Below are 16,157 nucleotides of genomic sequence, written 5' to 3' on the forward strand. Positions count from 1 at the left end.
ACATAATTGACATATGCCCTTTATAGGACTATTATATAAGACAAGCAAGAAAGGAGCAGTTTATGCCGAGACCAGTAAAATGCAGAAAAGTCTGCCATTTTCCGAATGTTTTAGAATTCCTTCCGGCAGATAATGCTGAGAAAAAAGTACCCATTGTTTTGACAGTAGATGAGTATGAGACAATTCGTCTTTTGGACAAAAAAGGTTACAGTCAGGAGCAGTGTGCAGTATCTATGCAGATCGCAAGAACAACGGTTCAACGAATTTATGAGACCGCCAGGAAGAAAATAGCAGATGCACTCATTGATGGACATCCACTTAGAATCGAGGGTGGAGATTTCAGAATTTGTGACGGTCAGAGCAGCAACTGTAGCTTTGGAGGCTGTTACAAACAGGAAATTTACAAAAAATATGCAGCAGAAAAAGGAGAAGGTATCATGAGAATAGCAGTAACATATGAAAATGGACAGATTTTCCAGCACTTTGGACACACAGAGACATTTAAGATTTATGATGTAGAAGAAGGGAAAGTGGTACATTCAGAGGTAGTAGATACCAATGGAAGCGGACATGGTGCATTGGCGGGAGTTCTTAATGCATTGAACGCAGATGTTTTGATCTGTGGCGGAATCGGAGGCGGCGCGCAGACAGCATTAGCGGCAGCAGGCATTAAGCTGTTTGGAGGAGTTTCCGGAGATGCAGATAAAGCGGTGGAAGCTTTTATTAATAAAACACTGGATTATAATCCGGATGTGAAGTGTTCTCATCACGAGCACAGCCACGGGGAAGGACATACATGTGGTGAGCATGGATGTGGAAGCCATAGCTGTCATTAAGAAGAATAGCAAAAAAATAATAATACGAAAGGATGTGTCAAGGCAATGGAGAAGTTACCGCAGCACATCCTTTTTGTGTTATTTTACAGAAAGACAGATTGTATTTTAAAGGAACAGATCGTGCAGTATTTCTTGATAAGAGAGAATTTACAGGACCAATCTACACACAAATCAAAGAAGCTGTAGATTTAGTATTGAGAAATATTCGACTCGGAGCAACGATTGATGGATTGGTGCGAAAAGAGAAATATGAGCTACCGCCGGAAGCAATCAGGGAAATTTTGTTTTTAGTTTGTATTCGATTGTCTGTGGTGGAAATGGGATTAAAAAGTAACACCTGGATTCTGTAAGGGGAAATGTTTGAGCGAGCATTATAAAGATATCTTTTTGGAGAATATTATGTTATAATCACTCAAGAGAGAGGGACGATAGATGAGTGGTAAGAAGAGAAATGTAATGTTGTTCGTTCTGCTGTTTACCTTGCTTCTGGGAGTAATCGTTCCGGTTCAGGCACAGTCGTACGGCGGAACAAAGACAATACGGGTGGCGTATCGTGAGGACGCAGACTTTATTAATAAAAGCAGCAGTGGAGTATACAAGGGATATGGAGTGGAATATCTGAATAAAATATCTCAGTATACCGGCTGGAGATATGAATATATCAATGAATCATGGGAAAATCAGCTGGCAGATCTGAAATCCGGAAAGGTAGACCTGATCTGCAATGCGCAGAAAACAGAGGCCAGGGAGAAGAATTATGATTTCTCCTGTATGCCTGTTGGCACAGAGCAGGCGGTGCTGTATACATCTGAGGATAATGAAGATATTTATTTTCAGGATTATGAGCATATGAATGGTAAAAAGGTAGGTCTGCTGAGAGACAGCTATCAGAATGAAGAGTTTGAACAGCGTCAGGATGAGAAAAATTTTCACTGTCCGGAGAAGTACTATGAATCTGAACAGGATCAGATAGAGGCTCTTAAGCAGAAGAAAGTGGATATGATCTTGACGGGAAGTATATCCAAACATGATTCACTTAAGATTGTGGATAAATTCGGGGCTGCACCTATGTATATCATGACAACAAAGGGAAATACAGAGGTCATGAGTGCGGTAAACAATGCTCTTGAGCAGCTTAAAGCAGAAGTGCCGGATCTTACGGAAAATCTTACAGAACAGTATGTTATGGACAAAAACAGAAATTCAAAGCCTCTTCTGACCCGGGAAGAGACAGAATATGTCAAAAGCGTCAGCGCACCCATAAAGATAGGATGCATTGGTGATCAGCCGCCACTGATATATACAGATAAAGAAACAGGAAAGCTGGACGGAATCTATATAGCGTTTCTGAAGAAATTCAGTGAGATCAGCGGGATACCTTTTGAGTTTGAAAGTCTTTCTCCGGATACCGATCCTATAGAGGCTGCGCAGAGTGGAAAGTATGATTTTGTAGCCGGAATTACCGCCTGTCAGGAAATGATCGATGAACCTGAAGTTCATCTTACAGGTGGATTTTTCACGAGAGAATTTCAGATAGTAGCAGAACGTGGAGAAGATATCAATACTCTGGAGACGTCGACCGTCTCTATGAACAGTATATTTGAGAAATATAAAAGTCTGAGACCGGAAGGGGAGTTCCCATATAAAGCGATTTACTGTGATTCACCCCGGACAGTTTTGGATGCGGTGGTAAATAAAAAGGCAGATATGGCCATTATGGACAGTTACGCGGCATCTTATTATCTGCAGGATGAAAAGTATCGTGATCTTGCATTGTCGGGAATTGTTTTTACCAAAGCAGAGACCTGTATGATATACGGGGATAACACAGATCCCGATCTTGTTTCTGTAATCAATAAGAGCATCGGAAGCCTGAGCAGTCAGGATGAGGAGAATATTATCAGGCAGTATTCCATAAATCTGCTGAAATCTTTTTCCATATGGGAATTTATGGAGAAATACAGATATCAGATCGTATGTATCCTGATTTTTCTGGTGGCATTGACTATACTTGTGATTGTTAATAACAGACACAGGACACAGATGCAGGTGGAAGCTGCGGCGCAGGAAGCATATCGCTGCAGGATGGAGACGGATGAACTGACCGGGCTTCTTAATAAAGAAGGATTTTACCAGAGAGGCAGGGAATTTCTGGAGAAGCATTCGGAGGCAGATGCCAGAATTGTCTATATCAATATTGAGAATTTTAAGCTTGTCAATGATCTGTTTGGAGAGGATGCAGGTGACGGGTTCCTGAAGTTTATCGGTCTGGAGCTGGAGAAAATTTTTGGCAGGATAGATATTGTCAGCAGCAGATATGAGGCAGACCATTTTGTGATTCTGACTTTGGATAATGAGGACAGGATACAGGCAAAGATAAATCATTTCTGTAATCGGATCAGAGATTATTATCTGAAGACTACAGTAGAGATTTCTGCCGGGATTTATGAGATACGAGACAGATCAAAGAGTCTAAGAATCATGTGTGACCGGGCTCATTTGGCGGCAGATAGCATTAAGAAGAATCATATGATTCAGGTTGCTGTATATGATGATACACACAGAAAGAAACTGATCCAGGAGCAGATGATCATTAATGAGCTGGATGATGCCCTTAAGGAAAAGCAGTTTAAGGCATTCTTTCAGCCCAAGTATGATATGTGTACTGACCGTGTCATCGGAGCGGAAGCGTTGGTTCGTTGGGAACATCCGGAAAAGGGACTGCTTCCTCCGGGAATCTTCATTCCTGTACTGGAGAAAAACGGATACATTGCAAAAGTAGATCTCTACATTTATGAAGAGACCTGTATTTTCCTGAAGAAATGTATGGATGAGGGTATTCCGCTGCATCCTGTGTCCGTAAATCTGTCCAGGGTTGGGTTCTATAATCCGAACCTGTTTCAGACCCTTTGCGAAATAGCAGAACGCTATCAGATTCCGAGAAAATATCTGGAACTGGAGATAACAGAAACTGCGTATGCCACTGACTCGGAAATGATCTTTTCGGTTGTGGAGAAGCTTCGCCAGGGAGGATTCCGTATTCTGATGGATGATTTTGGAAGTGGATATTCTTCCCTGAATATGCTGAAGGAAGCTCCTGTTGATGAAATCAAACTGGATATGCGTTTCTTAAGTGCAGCAGATCCTTATGGAAGAGCAGAAGAAATCCTGCACATGATCATTACTATGGGAAATCATATGAAGCTTTCCATCATTGCTGAAGGTGTGGAGACCGAACAGCAGAAGGTAATGCTTCAGGGGTTCGGCTGTAACAAGGCTCAGGGATATTTCTATGCCAGACCTATGAGGGAAGCAGAATATACAGAATTGCTCAAAAAAGAAAAAGCAGAAAATTAGATGTACAGAAGGTTGAATAAAGGGCTGTCCGGGAATCATCAAAACCGGCAGCTCTTTGTCATCAGAAGACCAATCATATAAAAACTAATCATATAAACAAAAAAAGGAGAAAATTAAAAGATGTATTATGTACCAGACGGCACGAAAGAGTGCGGATATTATGAATGTAAAAAATGCGGCAACCGTTTTCTGTCTATGCAGACGATGAAGAGGATTCCATGCCCGGACTGTGAGGCTGAAATCGACTATGAGATCGGTCCGGACGAGTCACTGGAGGATGTGCTGGATACAGCAGAACTGATCCAGAAGATTGAGGGTGAAGAAGAGGTAGAGAAGATGGACACACTTCTGAGCCTTGCTCTGACCGGCGGAGATTACAGTTGGATCTAGTACATCGTTTTCGAAATAACTATACCACTCGCTTGTCTGCGAATCCGATTGCACAGGTCTAAAAGCCTCAGCGTAGCCCGCCGACAAGTTGATTTGGCAAGGACTGCTATAACCTGAGTCCATAACGAATCCTAAAAAATTTTTATAATCTTATTTATTGACAGAGGAAATTATCGGTGTTATTATGTTTATTATAAAACATACTAATTCGATAGGAATAATAGGTGTAAAGGAACTGACGATATGAAATATGATGTAGGTATCATTGGAAGCGGTCCGGCGGGTTTGAGTGCGGCAATCTATGCAAAGAGGGCTAATCTGTCAGCCGTAGTGATAGAAAAAGAATATGAAGGAACCGGACAGATCGCAGAAAGCGGACAGGTAGATAACTATCCGGGATTTCCGGGCATCAGCGGTTATGATCTGGGTGAGAACTTCCGGGAACATGCAGTGAAGCTTGGGGTATCCTTCATGGAACAGGAAGTAACAGAGATAAAGAAAGAAGCTTCATCAGATTTTGAACTTGTATTTGCAGATGGTTCGCAGGTGGAAGCGAAAACCGTAATCTATGCGGCGGGAGCCACACCGCGAAGAGCGAATATTCCGGGAGAACAGGAATATGCAGGAAAGGGTGTCTCTTACTGTGCAATCTGTGACGGATCATTTTACAGAGGTAAATCAGTCGCAGTTCTTGGTGGTGGAGATACAGCACTTGATGATGCTGTTTACCTGGCGGATGTGGCAGAGAAAGTATATGTGATCCACAGGAGAAAGGAATTCCGAGGAGCCGCTATTACAGTGGCGAAACTGAGAGAGAAGGAAAACGTTATCTTCGTACTGGAGCATCAGGTAAAAGAGATCATCGGAGAGCAGAAAGTAACCGGAGTAGTTCTGGAAGATGCAGCTGTGATAGATGTGAACGGTGTATTTGTTGCTTACGGAGCAGTACCACAGACAGATCTTCTGAAAAAATTTGCAGTACTGGATGATTCAGGTTATGTCAGAGCAGGGGAGACAGGAGAAACCGCTCTGGAAGGGCTGTATGTGGCAGGAGATGCAAGAACAAAGAAACTGCGTCAGGTGGTAACTGCGGTTTCGGATGGTGCCAATGCAGCAACCGCAGTGGCAGAATATTTGAAATAGAAGAAACTGAGAGAGTATTACGATAATTCAACCGGCTGTAAGGATACCGGACAGCCGCAGATCTGGAAAAAATATTTGAAAAAACGCTCTAAAAACACAAAGGAGAGATAAAAATGGCACAGAAAGTAGATTATGCAGCCTTAAAAAAAGGCGGATATATGAGACAGAAACAGAAAGGTTACGGTTCCCTGAGACTGGCAGTGGTCGGTGGAAACCTGACTGCAGAGAATATTAAGACAGTAGCAGAAGTAGCAGAAAAATACGGCCGCGGATATGTACATATGACTTCCCGTCAGGGCATTGAGATTCCCTTTATTAAAGTGGAAGAACTGGCAGAGGTAAAAGAAGCACTGTCAAAAGGCGGTGTGGGAACCGGTGTGTGCGGACCACGTGTACGTACAGTTACAGCCTGTCAGGGTTCAGAGGTCTGTCCAAGCGGATGTATCGACACCTACACACTGGCAAAAGAGCTTGATGAGAGATATTTCGGACGGGAACTCCCGCATAAATTCAAATTTGGTGTTACAGGATGCCAGAATAACTGCCTGAAAGCAGAAGAAAACGATGTTGGAATCAAAGGCGGCATGAACATCGAATATAAGGAAGACGACTGTATTTCCTGTGGTGTGTGTGTGAAAGCCTGCAGACAGGATGCACTGAAGATGGTGGACGGCAAAATAGAACTGGATGCGCAGAAATGTAATCATTGTGGCCGCTGTGTAAAGAGCTGTCCGGTGGATGCATGGAAAGGAACTCCGGGATATATCGTATCTTTTGGAGGAACCTTCGGAAATAATATCTATAAAGGAGAAGAACTGCTTCCTCTGATCCCGGATAAAGAAACACTGTTTCGTGTGACAGATGCGGCAATTAATTTCTTTGAAAAAAATGCAAATCCAAGTGAACGTTTCCGCAAAACATTGCAGCGTGTGGGAGAAGAAGATTTCCGCAGTCAGCTGAAAGATGCGTATGAAGGACAGTGAAAGGAGAACATAATGGCTGAATTAGATTTTGAAGTAACCGATGAGGTTGATATTACCGATAAAGTATGCCCCCTGACATTCGTGAAGGCAAAAGTAGCAATCGAAGAACTGGAGGATGGAGAGATTCTGGCTGTCCGCATGAACGATGGCGAACCAGTGCAGAATGTTCCGCGCAGCATGAAAGAAGAAGGGCATAAAGTACTGAAATTAACCGATAATGAAGATGGTACTTACACCATGTATGTAAGAAAGGTGGAAGACTGATGGCAGTACGGGTAAGCAAGACGGATTTTGAAGAGAAAGTCCTGAAGGAAAAACTTCCGGTTCTGGTGGATTTTTATTCAGATTCCTGCGTGGCGTGTAAAAAGCTGGCACCGGTTCTCGGAAATGCGGAAGACGATTATGAGGATAAGATTAAAGTATATAAAGTAAATACGAATTTTGATGTGGAGCTGGCAGAGCAGTATGAAGTGCAGGCAAATCCGACGTTGATCCTTTTTAAAGACGGACAGGCGAAAGACCGGAAAACAGGAGCATTGAAACAGGCAGAGTTAAACAGCTGGATTGAAGGATTACTCTAAAAAGAGAGCAGGCATAAAGGAGAAAAATATGTTTATCACAGTAGCAGGAGAGAAAAAAGAAGTAAAAGACGGACTGACACTTCCGGAACTGATCGCACAGGAAAATGTAGAGATGCCGGAATATGTAACCGTTTCTATTAATGAAGAATTTGTTGCATCAGAGGATAAAGAGTCTACCGTATTAAAAGAGGGAGACAATGTAGAATTTCTTTATTTCATGGGAGGTGGATGCTAAATGGCAATGACAGATGAACAGATCGAGCGTTATTCCCGTCACATCATCTTAAAAGAAGTGGGGGCAAAGGGACAGAAGAAGCTCCTGAAAGGAAAAGTACTGATCATCGGTGCAGGCGGTCTTGGTGCACCTGCGGCAATGTATCTGGCAGCAGCAGGTGTGGGAACAATCGGTATTGTGGATGCGGACGAGGTAGATCTTTCCAATCTGCAGAGACAGATCATCCACAGCACAGCAGATATCGGAAAAGCAAAGGTAAAATCAGCAAAGGAAACCATGAATGCCATGAATCCGGATGTGGAAGTAAAAACTTACCGGATGTTCGTAGACGCATCCAACATCCGCGAACTGATTCGAGAATATGATTTTATTATTGACGGAACTGATAATTTCCCGGCAAAATTTCTGATCAATGATGCATGTGTACTGGAGAAAAAACCATTTTCCCATGCAGGTATCATTCGTTTTAAAGGTCAGCTGATGACCTATGTACCCGGGGAAGGTCCATGTTACCGCTGCGTATTCAAGAATCCGCCGCCCAAGGATGCAGTTCCTACCTGTAAGCAGGCAGGTGTCATCGGAGCAATGGGGGGTGTCATCGGTTCCTTACAGGCAATGGAAGCAATCAAGTATCTGATCGGTGTAGGTGATCTTCTGACAGGATATCTTCTGACTTTTGATGCGCTGACAATGGAATTCCATAAGGTTAAACTGCCGAAGGATACTCATGACTGTGCAGTATGCGGAGATCATCCGACAATCCTGGAACCGATCGACTACGAGCAGGAGGTCTGTGAGGAAACAGCAGGCCGATTTGCCACAAGAGATGAGCAGTAAATACAAGAAAAACCTGATGCAAAACAGGAGAGAAGTATGGCTATAATAAGAATGAGAGATCATTTCTATGATGAGATCGTTAATTATGCAAAAGAGCATCTTCCGGAGGAAGCCTGCGGGCTTTTGGCCGGAGTGGAAACCGGGGAGGGAAGGGAAATCCGAAAGGTATATTTTCTGGAGAATAAAGATCATGCAGAAGATCACTTCACCCTGGATCCCAGAGACCAGATAAATGCGATCAGGGATATGCGTGCCAATGGATTGAAACCGCTGGGAAACTGGCATTCCCATCCGTCTTCTCCATCCCGTCCGTCAGTGGAGGATATCCGTCTTGCTTTTGATTCAAAGGCAAGTTATCTGATCCTGTCACTGATGGCGGACTATCCGGTATTGAACAGCTTTCATATTGAAGGTGGGGAATGGACAAAAGAGGATCTGAGGATTTATTCAGAAGAATATTATTTTTAAAGATTTACAGACAGGATAACAGAGGCAGAAATGTTTGAAGCAGGATTATTTGTGGAAACATTTCTGCCTCTGTTTATACTGTCAGCATATAAAAATTCCGTACATTGTAAAAGTATAGTAATCCTCGTAAATAATGCATCTTAATCCAGCCCATCATAGCATGAAATTTCCATAATAAAGTCGTGGCAAAATCATGTCAACTGCAGAATAAGGCTTGAAAGATTATGCAAAATAATGTAAACTCAAAGAGTTAAGATATGTAGACATTATGTATGCCTGTAACGTTTAAGTATAGTATATTCCCACAATGGCTGGACGGTTGCAGATAACAGATCGGTTACTATAATAATTTGAGCATCTCCGGTGCGGATATCCGGAGATGCTTTGCTTTGGAAATTGTGTGTGAGGGGTATAAAAAAAGTATGAGAAAAGATTCTGACAATGCAAAACTGTTGGAACCGGGGGAATTACCGTCCAAAAGAAAAGTCCTGGTCGTAGAAGATAATGAATTAAACAGAGATATCCTCTCTTCTTTTCTGGAAGAGAAATTTGATGTTTTTCTCGCAGAAAACGGGGAAGAAGGACTGGAACTTCTTTCCGAGCATTACAGAGAATTATCAGTAGTGCTGTTGGATATCTGTATGCCTGTGTGTGATGGATTTGAATTCCTCAGACGCAGAAACACAGATAAGTTTCTGTCAACCATACCGGTTATCGTTATGACCGGAAGTAATTCAAAAGATGTAGAACTTCAATGCCTGGATCTTGGTGCAGTTGATTTTATTCCGAAGCCCTATAACTTTAAACTTGTAATGGGCAGGATCAACAGTGTGATCAAGCTGAGGGAGTCCGTAATGGCACTGACTGCAGTAGAACATGATGAGCTCACCGGAGTTTATACCAGACAGGCGTTTTTCTATCATGCAAAATCTTTTCTGAAAACCAGACCGGGGGAGAGATTTCATCTTGTAATTGCTGACATCAGGGATTTCAAATTGATCAACAGCAGTTACGGGGAGAAAGTAGGAGATGAAATCCTCTGCTATCTGGCAGGAGCTTATACAAAGATGCTGAAGACAGGTCTGGTATCCAGATATGGGAGTGATCAGTTCGTATGTATGACGTGTGATGACTGTGATCTGTCTTTGGAAACAGTGACAAAGATAGAAGAAGAAATCGCAGAGCATGCACCTGTTCCCAATCTTATGGTCAAATATGGAGTTTATCAGGATATTGATAAATCTTTACCTGTTTCTGTAATCTGTGACAGAGGATTTATGGCGATCAGAAGTATCCGCGATAACTATGAGTGTAACATTGCTTATTATACAGAGAAAATGAAACAGAAGCAGATGCAGGACCGTTTGTTGGAGAACAGATTTGAATCTGCGATTAAAAATAAAGAATTTGTGGCATATTTCCAGCCGAAATATGATGTAAAAACAGAGAGGATCACAGGAGCGGAATCACTGGTGCGATGGATCAACCCGGATGGTTCCATGGTAATGCCCGGAGATTTCATCCCGCTATATGAAAAGGACGGACTGATCGTGAAGCTGGATGAATACATATTCCGGTATGTCTGCGAATTTCAGCGTGAACTGATGAAGAAGGGGCAGGAGCTGATTCCGATTTCTGTAAATCTGTCGCGTACAAGCATCCATCATTCCGATATTGTTGAACGTTATATGAAGATTGTAGAGGAGAATGGGATCCCGTTTTCCTGTGTGCCTGTTGAACTGACGGAAACAGCTACTCTGAATAATGTTATGATCAGAGATTTTACAGAGAAACTGGTAAATGCAGGATTTGCACTGCACATGGATGATTTTGGTTCAGGATATTCTTCACTGATCACATTGAGTGAATTACCGTTTAATACACTGAAGATTGATAAGAGTCTGGTTGACTGTATTCACCAGCAGAAGGGAAGAATGGTCGTGCAGCAGGTAATCATCCTGGCACATGGACTTGGCATGAAGGTGGTTGCAGAAGGTGTGGAGACTGCAGATCAGCTTGAACTTCTGAAGGAGATGGAATGTGACAATATTCAAGGATTCTATTATTCCAGACCATTGCCGAAAGCAGAGTTTGTTAAGAAGTCAGAAGAGAATTAGAAAAGAAAACAGAAAAATCATCATAAGGAACTTCCTGATAATATTTATCGGAGTTCTGTATGATGATTTTGTTATGTTATAGGAAATTACTCCGTAATGTTCCTATAACATAACTTTTGCTTTCTGATGAAATCAGATGTTTAACAGGTCACTGTATACTTTCAGTGCTCCGTCAGTGTCATGTGCAAGAACACGTTTTGCAAGGACTTTACCAAGCTGAACACCTTCCTGGTCGAAGCTGTTTAAGTTCCATACGAATCCCTGGAACATGATCTTGTTCTCGAAGTGAGCAAGTAATGCACCCAGAGATGCAGGTGTAAGTTCTTCACCTGTGATGATGCTGGAAGGACGTCCGCCCTTGAAGTTCTTGTTCAGGTTCTCATCTTTTTTACCGCATGCAAATGCTACGATCTGAGCAGCAACGTTTGCACAGAGTTTCTGCTGGCTTGTGCTGTTCTCGATATCTACGTCTACACCAAGCTGGCTCTTCTTAAAGCCGATGAACTGAAGCGGAACGATGTCAGTTCCCTGATGTAATAACTGATAGAAGGAATGCTGTCCGTTTGTACCTGGTTCACCGAAGATAACAGGTCCTGTTACATAGTCTACAGGTTCACCGAAACGGTTTACGGATTTACCATTGGATTCCATATCACACTGCTGTAAGTGTGCAGGGAAACGGCTTAATGCCTGAGAGTATGGGAGAACTGCTGTAGCAGGATATCCCTGTACGTTTCTCTCATAAACACCGATCAGTGCATCCAGCATATCCGGGTTCTCAAGGATATTTTTGTTTGTAGCAAGCTTGTCCTCGGCAGCAGCTCCATCGAGGATCTGTGCAAATACTTCAGGACCGAAAGCAAGAGAAAGGATCGCACCGCCTACACCGGAAACAGAAGAGTAACGTCCGCCGATATAGTCATCCATAAAGATTGCTGTAAGATAATCTTCGCTCTTTGCCAGAGGTGATGTCTCGCTTGTTACGGCAAGCATATGTTTGGATGGGTTTAATCCTGCTTTAACCAGAGCATTCTTTACGAAGGCTTCATTTGTCAGTGTTTCAAGAGTTGTACCGGATTTGGATACAACGATGAACAGAGCATGAGCAAGGTCTACGGAAGCAAGAACAGCAGCTGCGTCATCAGGATCTACGTTGCTGATAAATTTAGCTTCCATCTTGGATGTGTTGTTTGCTTTAGCCCAATTCTCAAGAGCAATATATAATGCACGAGGACCTAAATCACTTCCACCGATACCGATCTGTACAACAGTTGTGAATTTCTCGCCGTTTTCGTTAGTAATCTCACCTGCGTGAACTTTATTTGCGAAGTCTGCGGCTTTCTTCTGCTGTGCAACGTAGAATTCACGTTTGTTGACACCATCAACTACTACGTCTTCGCCAAGCTGTGTACGTGCAAGGTGATGAAGAACCATACGTTTCTCTCCTGTGTTGATCACAGCACCGTTGTATAATTCCTGGAATTTGTCAATAAGCTCAGCCTCATCTGCCAGTTTTGCAAGTGCATCCAGAACTGTTTCATCAACCTGTTTTGCAGCGTAGTTGTAAGTTAAGCCGGCTGCCATCGGTGTGCTGTATTTCTTTACACGTTCAGCACCTTTCTCGCCTGCCATGGCATCTGCAATATTTACATGACCTTTCAGTTCGGCAAGTTTGCTGTAGGAAGCAAGAGTGTCGAGATTTTTCCATGTTGCCATAATGATATTCCTCCTTTAAGTGACTGTAGCTGTATGGCCGCAGTTATTAACTATAATTATACTGAATAATTGTTCTAATTTCAATGCATGAATGTATGGGATTCAGAGATATTTCGGCACTGCTGTGCGAAAATTTTGTGAATATTTCTCTGGCTCGCTTTCGTTACTGTTCACACACCACTGTCCCACGAGGTGTTTTGGCATGAATATGCCAAAATCCTGAGACATACAAGCCCAAATTCCATTGCCGCAGGCAATCTGGAATGAATTTTGGCTACGTTACTGTGAACGGAGTGAACAGTAACCCGCTTTCCTGACAGCACACCTGTAAAATCAGTATATATTTGCAATAAGACCGGCAAAATGATATTATGTATAAAGTTACAGGCAGACAGTAATTTTACAGGGAGATAATTAAAAATGGAATTTTGGGATATTTATGATGAAAATAAGAAACCGACAGGACGCACAATGAAAAGAAATGACTGGTGTCTGAAGGACGGGGAGTATCACCTGACCGTACTTGGTGTCGTCGGCAGACCGGATGGTACATTCCTGATTACCAAACGTGTGATGACCAAGGCATGGGCTCCCGGCTGGTGGGAAGTATCAGGGGGTGCAGCCCAGGCAGGTGAGGAATCCTGCGAGGCTGTCCTTCGTGAAGTAAAAGAAGAAACAGGACTGGATGTACGAAATGCGGAAGGCGGATATCTGTTTACTTATAAGAGAGAGAATCCGGGTGAGGGAGATAACTACTTCGTGGATGTGTACCGTTTTGTCATGGATATTGATGAGAGTGACTTGCACCTGCAGACAGAGGAAACAGACGGATATATGTTTGCCACTGTTGATGAGATCAAAGCCTTTGCAGCAGAAGGGAAATTCCTGCATTATGACAGTATAAAAAAGGCGTTTGAGATGTAATGTATGGGTATAACAGAGTAACAACAGTAATGGAAGCACAAAATAAAAACCATCATACAGGAATGATTTGACCTGTATGGTGGCTTTTTTGGCAATTGCAGAAAGCCTTTTTCAGACACGCTCTAAGATTATTTCATGGCGTTTCTGATTGCAGCCAGCAGTTCGTCATATTCTTCGTATGCCGGGATCTCCGGATAATCTGCCTTGATCTTGTCTGTACTGCGGAAGAGAAATCCTGCCTTGCTTGCCTGGATCATACCCAGGTCATTGTAGGAATCACCGCTTGCAATGGTATCGAATCCGATAGACTGTAAAGCTTTTACAGTAGTTAACTTGGATTGTTCCACTCTCATCTTAAAGCCTGTGATCTCACCGTTGTCTGCAACTTCAAGAGTGTTGCAGAATAAGGTAGGTCGGCCAAGCTTCTCCATGAGCGGTGCTGCAAACTGTGTGAAAGTATCGCTGATCAGAATTACCTGAGAGAAAGAACGAAGTTCATCCAGGAATTCCTTTGCGCCTGGAAGCGGATCAATTTTTGTGATCACATCCTGGATCTCTTTCAGTCCAAGACCATGCTCTTTCAGAATACCAAGTCTCCAGTTCATCAGCTTATCATAGTCCGGTTCATCACGTGTGGTTTTCTTCAGCTCCGGGATTCCGCTTGCTTCTGCAAATGCGATCCAGATTTCAGGTACCAGTACGCCCTCTACGTCAAGACATGTAATATACATAATAGAAATCCTCCTTTGTGTAAAACCTCTTTATTTTTGAAAATCCTTTAATGCTTTATTTAGTGAAATCATTCTAACATATTCTGAGAGTCCTTGCAAATTTAATTTTTGGTTACTGTTCACTGGTAATATCCCGTGAGGTGTTTTTTGTGAGCGAAGGTCACCTACAGAACCTGCCACTGGCAGCTTCTTACGGATGCTTGGCAACAGAAAACCCGAGATATATCGTGTGAATTTATGCGATTAGCATAAATTAAGTTTGCGAAGCAAACGATACTCCTTGGGCATTGCACAAGGAGGTTCATATTTCCTGCATCGCGAAGCGTGTTACTGAGAACGGAGTGAACAGTAACAATTTTTGAGTAGTTCAAAAGGAGAAATAAAAACGAGTATTGACATAAAAAAACTAAAGCCATATAATAGTTAGGCAACTAATGGATAGCAACCTAACTATTATATGGCTTTGCAATAGTATGTGTACTGATTTTAGGAGGTGCGGCGAGATAGACGAGGAAATGAAACAGAAGCTGAATGAGATGTATGTAGGCAGGCTGATACATATTTTATCCCATACAATGAAACGGCATAATCCGGCAGAGGTGATGGAGAATGACGATCTGACGACCATGCAGAAGCATGTGCTGAAATTTATCCTTCTGGAAACCATGCACAGAGATCTCTATCAGAAAGATATTGAAGAGGAATTCCAGATCAGGAAACCTACAGTGACAGGGATCCTGAAGCTGATGGAGAAGAACGGTTACATTTACAGAGAGAGTGCGAAACAGGATGCACGCCTGAAACAGATCATTCCCACAGAGAAAGCAGAGAAGATCCGTCCTGCAATCTTAAAGAGTATTGAAGAAGGCGAAGCCAAAATGCTCCGGGGAATTCCGAAGGAGGATGTGGAACTGTGCAAACAGGTTCTCTGGCAGATGTATGAAAACCGGAAAAAATCCTGCGATAGCAGGAATGATTTTTAACAGAAATAACGAGACATAAGGAGGACATTGACAAAGATGAATAAGAAACTTTTACGTTCAGTCCGGGAATACAAGAAGCAGTCTGTACTGGCTCCGATCCTTGTAATCCTGGAAGTACTGATGGAAGTTCTGATTCCTCTGGAGATGGCGAAGATTATCGACGTAGGTATTGCAAACGGAGATATGAGCTATATCATCCAGCGTGGAGTCATCCTTGTTGCAATGGCAATGCTTTCCCTGTTCTTCGGCGTACAGGCCGGAAATATGGCGGCAGTTGCAGCAGCAGGATATGCGAAGAATTTACGACACGATATTTTTTATAAGGTGCAGGATTTTTCCTTTAAAAATATCGACCACTTTTCAACATCAGGTCTGGTCACACGACTGACCACTGATATCACAAATGTACAGCAGGCATACATGATGAGTATCCGCCTTCTTGCCAGGGCACCGTTTATGATCATCCTGTCATGGATTATGACACTGACGATCAACAAACCGATCGCAGTGCTTTTCCTGATAGTTGTTCCTGTCCTTGGCGGTACACTGATCTTTATTGCGAAAAAGGCACATCCGCATTTCATCAAGGTCTTTGATGAATATGACAACCTGAACAATTCCGTTCAGGAGAATGTAAATGCCTCACGTGTAGTTAAGGCTTTCGTAAGAGAGGACTATGAGATTGAGAAATTCCATGGAATTTCCAGATATGTTTATAATCTGTTTACTAAAGCAGAGAAAATCGTTGCATGGAACTCACCGGTTATGATGTTTGTCATGTATACTGTAATCATTATCATTGTTGCAATTGGCGGAAGAGGTATTGTTCTCGGTGGCATGGAAACCGGTGAGCTGA

17 protein-coding genes are annotated in these 16,157 nt (G+C 42.7%); 15 read left to right on the forward strand and 2 right to left on the reverse strand.

Annotated elements, in window-relative coordinates; translation table 11 throughout:
- Positions 1 to 62 precede the first annotated feature (62 nt).
- The 12 genes from AC075L_RS05350 (at position 63) to AC075L_RS05405 (ending at position 10,947) form a co-directional block, all read left to right on the forward strand.
- A complete protein-coding gene (locus AC075L_RS05350; RefSeq protein WP_025579658.1) occupies positions 63 to 836 on the forward strand; it encodes a DUF134 domain-containing protein in 774 nt (257 codons plus the stop codon).
- A 98-nt stretch (positions 837 to 934) separates the two neighbouring features.
- Positions 935 to 1,186 (forward strand): hypothetical protein, encoded by a 252-nt coding sequence (locus AC075L_RS05355; RefSeq protein ID WP_330366488.1) that lies wholly within the window; start codon positions 935 to 937, stop codon positions 1,184 to 1,186.
- 82 nt (positions 1,187 to 1,268) lie between these two features.
- Complete coding sequence (locus tag AC075L_RS05360; RefSeq protein ID WP_118408537.1) at positions 1,269 to 4,193, forward strand: EAL domain-containing protein; 2,925 nt, start codon at positions 1,269 to 1,271, stop codon at positions 4,191 to 4,193.
- A 120-nt stretch (positions 4,194 to 4,313) separates the two neighbouring features.
- Positions 4,314 to 4,583: an FmdB family zinc ribbon protein gene (locus AC075L_RS05365; RefSeq protein ID WP_008705279.1), complete on the forward strand. Its 270-nt coding sequence runs from the start codon at positions 4,314 to 4,316 to the stop codon at positions 4,581 to 4,583.
- Positions 4,584 to 4,826: 243 nt separating this feature from the next.
- A complete protein-coding gene (locus AC075L_RS05370; protein ID WP_118339201.1) occupies positions 4,827 to 5,726 on the forward strand; it encodes an NAD(P)/FAD-dependent oxidoreductase in 900 nt (299 codons plus the stop codon).
- A gap of 113 nt (positions 5,727 to 5,839) precedes the next feature.
- Positions 5,840 to 6,709: a 4Fe-4S binding protein gene (locus AC075L_RS05375; protein WP_118339198.1), complete on the forward strand. Its 870-nt coding sequence runs from the start codon at positions 5,840 to 5,842 to the stop codon at positions 6,707 to 6,709.
- A gap of 12 nt (positions 6,710 to 6,721) precedes the next feature.
- A complete protein-coding gene (locus AC075L_RS05380; RefSeq protein WP_008705273.1) occupies positions 6,722 to 6,973 on the forward strand; it encodes a sulfurtransferase TusA family protein in 252 nt (83 codons plus the stop codon).
- A complete protein-coding gene (trxA, locus tag AC075L_RS05385; RefSeq protein WP_008705272.1) occupies positions 6,973 to 7,290 on the forward strand; it encodes a thioredoxin in 318 nt (105 codons plus the stop codon). Before AC075L_RS05380 ends, trxA begins: the two co-directional genes overlap by 1 nt.
- A gap of 28 nt (positions 7,291 to 7,318) precedes the next feature.
- Entirely contained in the window at positions 7,319 to 7,525 is a 207-nt protein-coding gene (gene thiS / locus AC075L_RS05390; RefSeq protein ID WP_008705271.1) for a sulfur carrier protein ThiS, read from the forward strand.
- Positions 7,526 to 8,362 (forward strand): HesA/MoeB/ThiF family protein, encoded by an 837-nt coding sequence (locus tag AC075L_RS05395; RefSeq protein ID WP_008705270.1) that lies wholly within the window; start codon positions 7,526 to 7,528, stop codon positions 8,360 to 8,362.
- 36 nt (positions 8,363 to 8,398) lie between these two features.
- Positions 8,399 to 8,830 (forward strand): M67 family metallopeptidase, encoded by a 432-nt coding sequence (locus AC075L_RS05400; protein WP_022379863.1) that lies wholly within the window; start codon positions 8,399 to 8,401, stop codon positions 8,828 to 8,830.
- Between the two features lie 422 nt (positions 8,831 to 9,252).
- The gene (locus tag AC075L_RS05405; RefSeq protein WP_118566384.1) at positions 9,253 to 10,947 is read left to right on the forward strand and encodes a two-component system response regulator; all 1,695 of its coding nucleotides are present in this window, start codon (positions 9,253 to 9,255) and stop codon (positions 10,945 to 10,947) included.
- Between the two features lie 132 nt (positions 10,948 to 11,079).
- Here the strand turns inward: AC075L_RS05405 and AC075L_RS05410 are convergent, their stop codons facing one another.
- Positions 11,080 to 12,663, reverse strand: coding sequence for a glucose-6-phosphate isomerase (locus AC075L_RS05410; protein WP_008705267.1), 1,584 nt, complete (start codon positions 12,661 to 12,663; stop codon positions 11,080 to 11,082).
- Positions 12,664 to 13,083: 420 nt separating this feature from the next.
- On the opposite strand from AC075L_RS05410, the gene AC075L_RS05415 reads away from it, so the two are divergent.
- Positions 13,084 to 13,587, forward strand: coding sequence for an NUDIX hydrolase (locus AC075L_RS05415; protein ID WP_008705266.1), 504 nt, complete (start codon positions 13,084 to 13,086; stop codon positions 13,585 to 13,587).
- 128 nt (positions 13,588 to 13,715) lie between these two features.
- Here the strand turns inward: AC075L_RS05415 and thrH are convergent, their stop codons facing one another.
- A complete protein-coding gene (gene thrH / locus AC075L_RS05420) occupies positions 13,716 to 14,318 on the reverse strand; it encodes a bifunctional phosphoserine phosphatase/homoserine phosphotransferase ThrH (protein WP_008705265.1) in 603 nt (200 codons plus the stop codon).
- A gap of 515 nt (positions 14,319 to 14,833) precedes the next feature.
- Here thrH and AC075L_RS05425 point away from each other — a divergent pair.
- Complete coding sequence (locus AC075L_RS05425) at positions 14,834 to 15,301, forward strand: MarR family winged helix-turn-helix transcriptional regulator (RefSeq protein WP_008705263.1); 468 nt, start codon at positions 14,834 to 14,836, stop codon at positions 15,299 to 15,301.
- A gap of 36 nt (positions 15,302 to 15,337) precedes the next feature.
- Positions 15,338 to 16,157: ABC transporter permease (locus tag AC075L_RS05430; protein WP_476387301.1), on the forward strand; the 820-nt coding region annotated here is incomplete at its 3' end.

The organism is Blautia sp. ZXY-1-B12 (assembly GCF_056339915.1).

Coding starts and splice junctions, on each gene's coding strand:
- AC075L_RS05350 (WP_025579658.1), top strand. CDS start 63: ATGCCGAGACCAGTAAAATGCAGAAAAGTCTGCCATTTTCCGAATGTT.
- AC075L_RS05395 (WP_008705270.1), top strand. CDS start 7,526: ATGGCAATGACAGATGAACAGATCGAGCGTTATTCCCGTCACATCATC.
- AC075L_RS05380 (WP_008705273.1), top strand. CDS start 6,722: ATGGCTGAATTAGATTTTGAAGTAACCGATGAGGTTGATATTACCGAT.
- AC075L_RS05360 (WP_118408537.1), top strand. CDS start 1,269: ATGAGTGGTAAGAAGAGAAATGTAATGTTGTTCGTTCTGCTGTTTACC.
- AC075L_RS05370 (WP_118339201.1), top strand. CDS start 4,827: ATGAAATATGATGTAGGTATCATTGGAAGCGGTCCGGCGGGTTTGAGT.
- AC075L_RS05365 (WP_008705279.1), top strand. CDS start 4,314: ATGTATTATGTACCAGACGGCACGAAAGAGTGCGGATATTATGAATGT.
- AC075L_RS05405 (WP_118566384.1), top strand. CDS start 9,253: ATGAGAAAAGATTCTGACAATGCAAAACTGTTGGAACCGGGGGAATTA.
- AC075L_RS05425 (WP_008705263.1), top strand. CDS start 14,834: ATGAAACAGAAGCTGAATGAGATGTATGTAGGCAGGCTGATACATATT.
- trxA (WP_008705272.1), top strand. CDS start 6,973: ATGGCAGTACGGGTAAGCAAGACGGATTTTGAAGAGAAAGTCCTGAAG.
- AC075L_RS05410 (WP_008705267.1), bottom strand. CDS start 12,663: ATGGCAACATGGAAAAATCTCGACACTCTTGCTTCCTACAGCAAACTT.
- AC075L_RS05400 (WP_022379863.1), top strand. CDS start 8,399: ATGGCTATAATAAGAATGAGAGATCATTTCTATGATGAGATCGTTAAT.
- thiS (WP_008705271.1), top strand. CDS start 7,319: ATGTTTATCACAGTAGCAGGAGAGAAAAAAGAAGTAAAAGACGGACTG.
- AC075L_RS05415 (WP_008705266.1), top strand. CDS start 13,084: ATGGAATTTTGGGATATTTATGATGAAAATAAGAAACCGACAGGACGC.
- thrH (WP_008705265.1), bottom strand. CDS start 14,318: ATGTATATTACATGTCTTGACGTAGAGGGCGTACTGGTACCTGAAATC.
- AC075L_RS05375 (WP_118339198.1), top strand. CDS start 5,840: ATGGCACAGAAAGTAGATTATGCAGCCTTAAAAAAAGGCGGATATATG.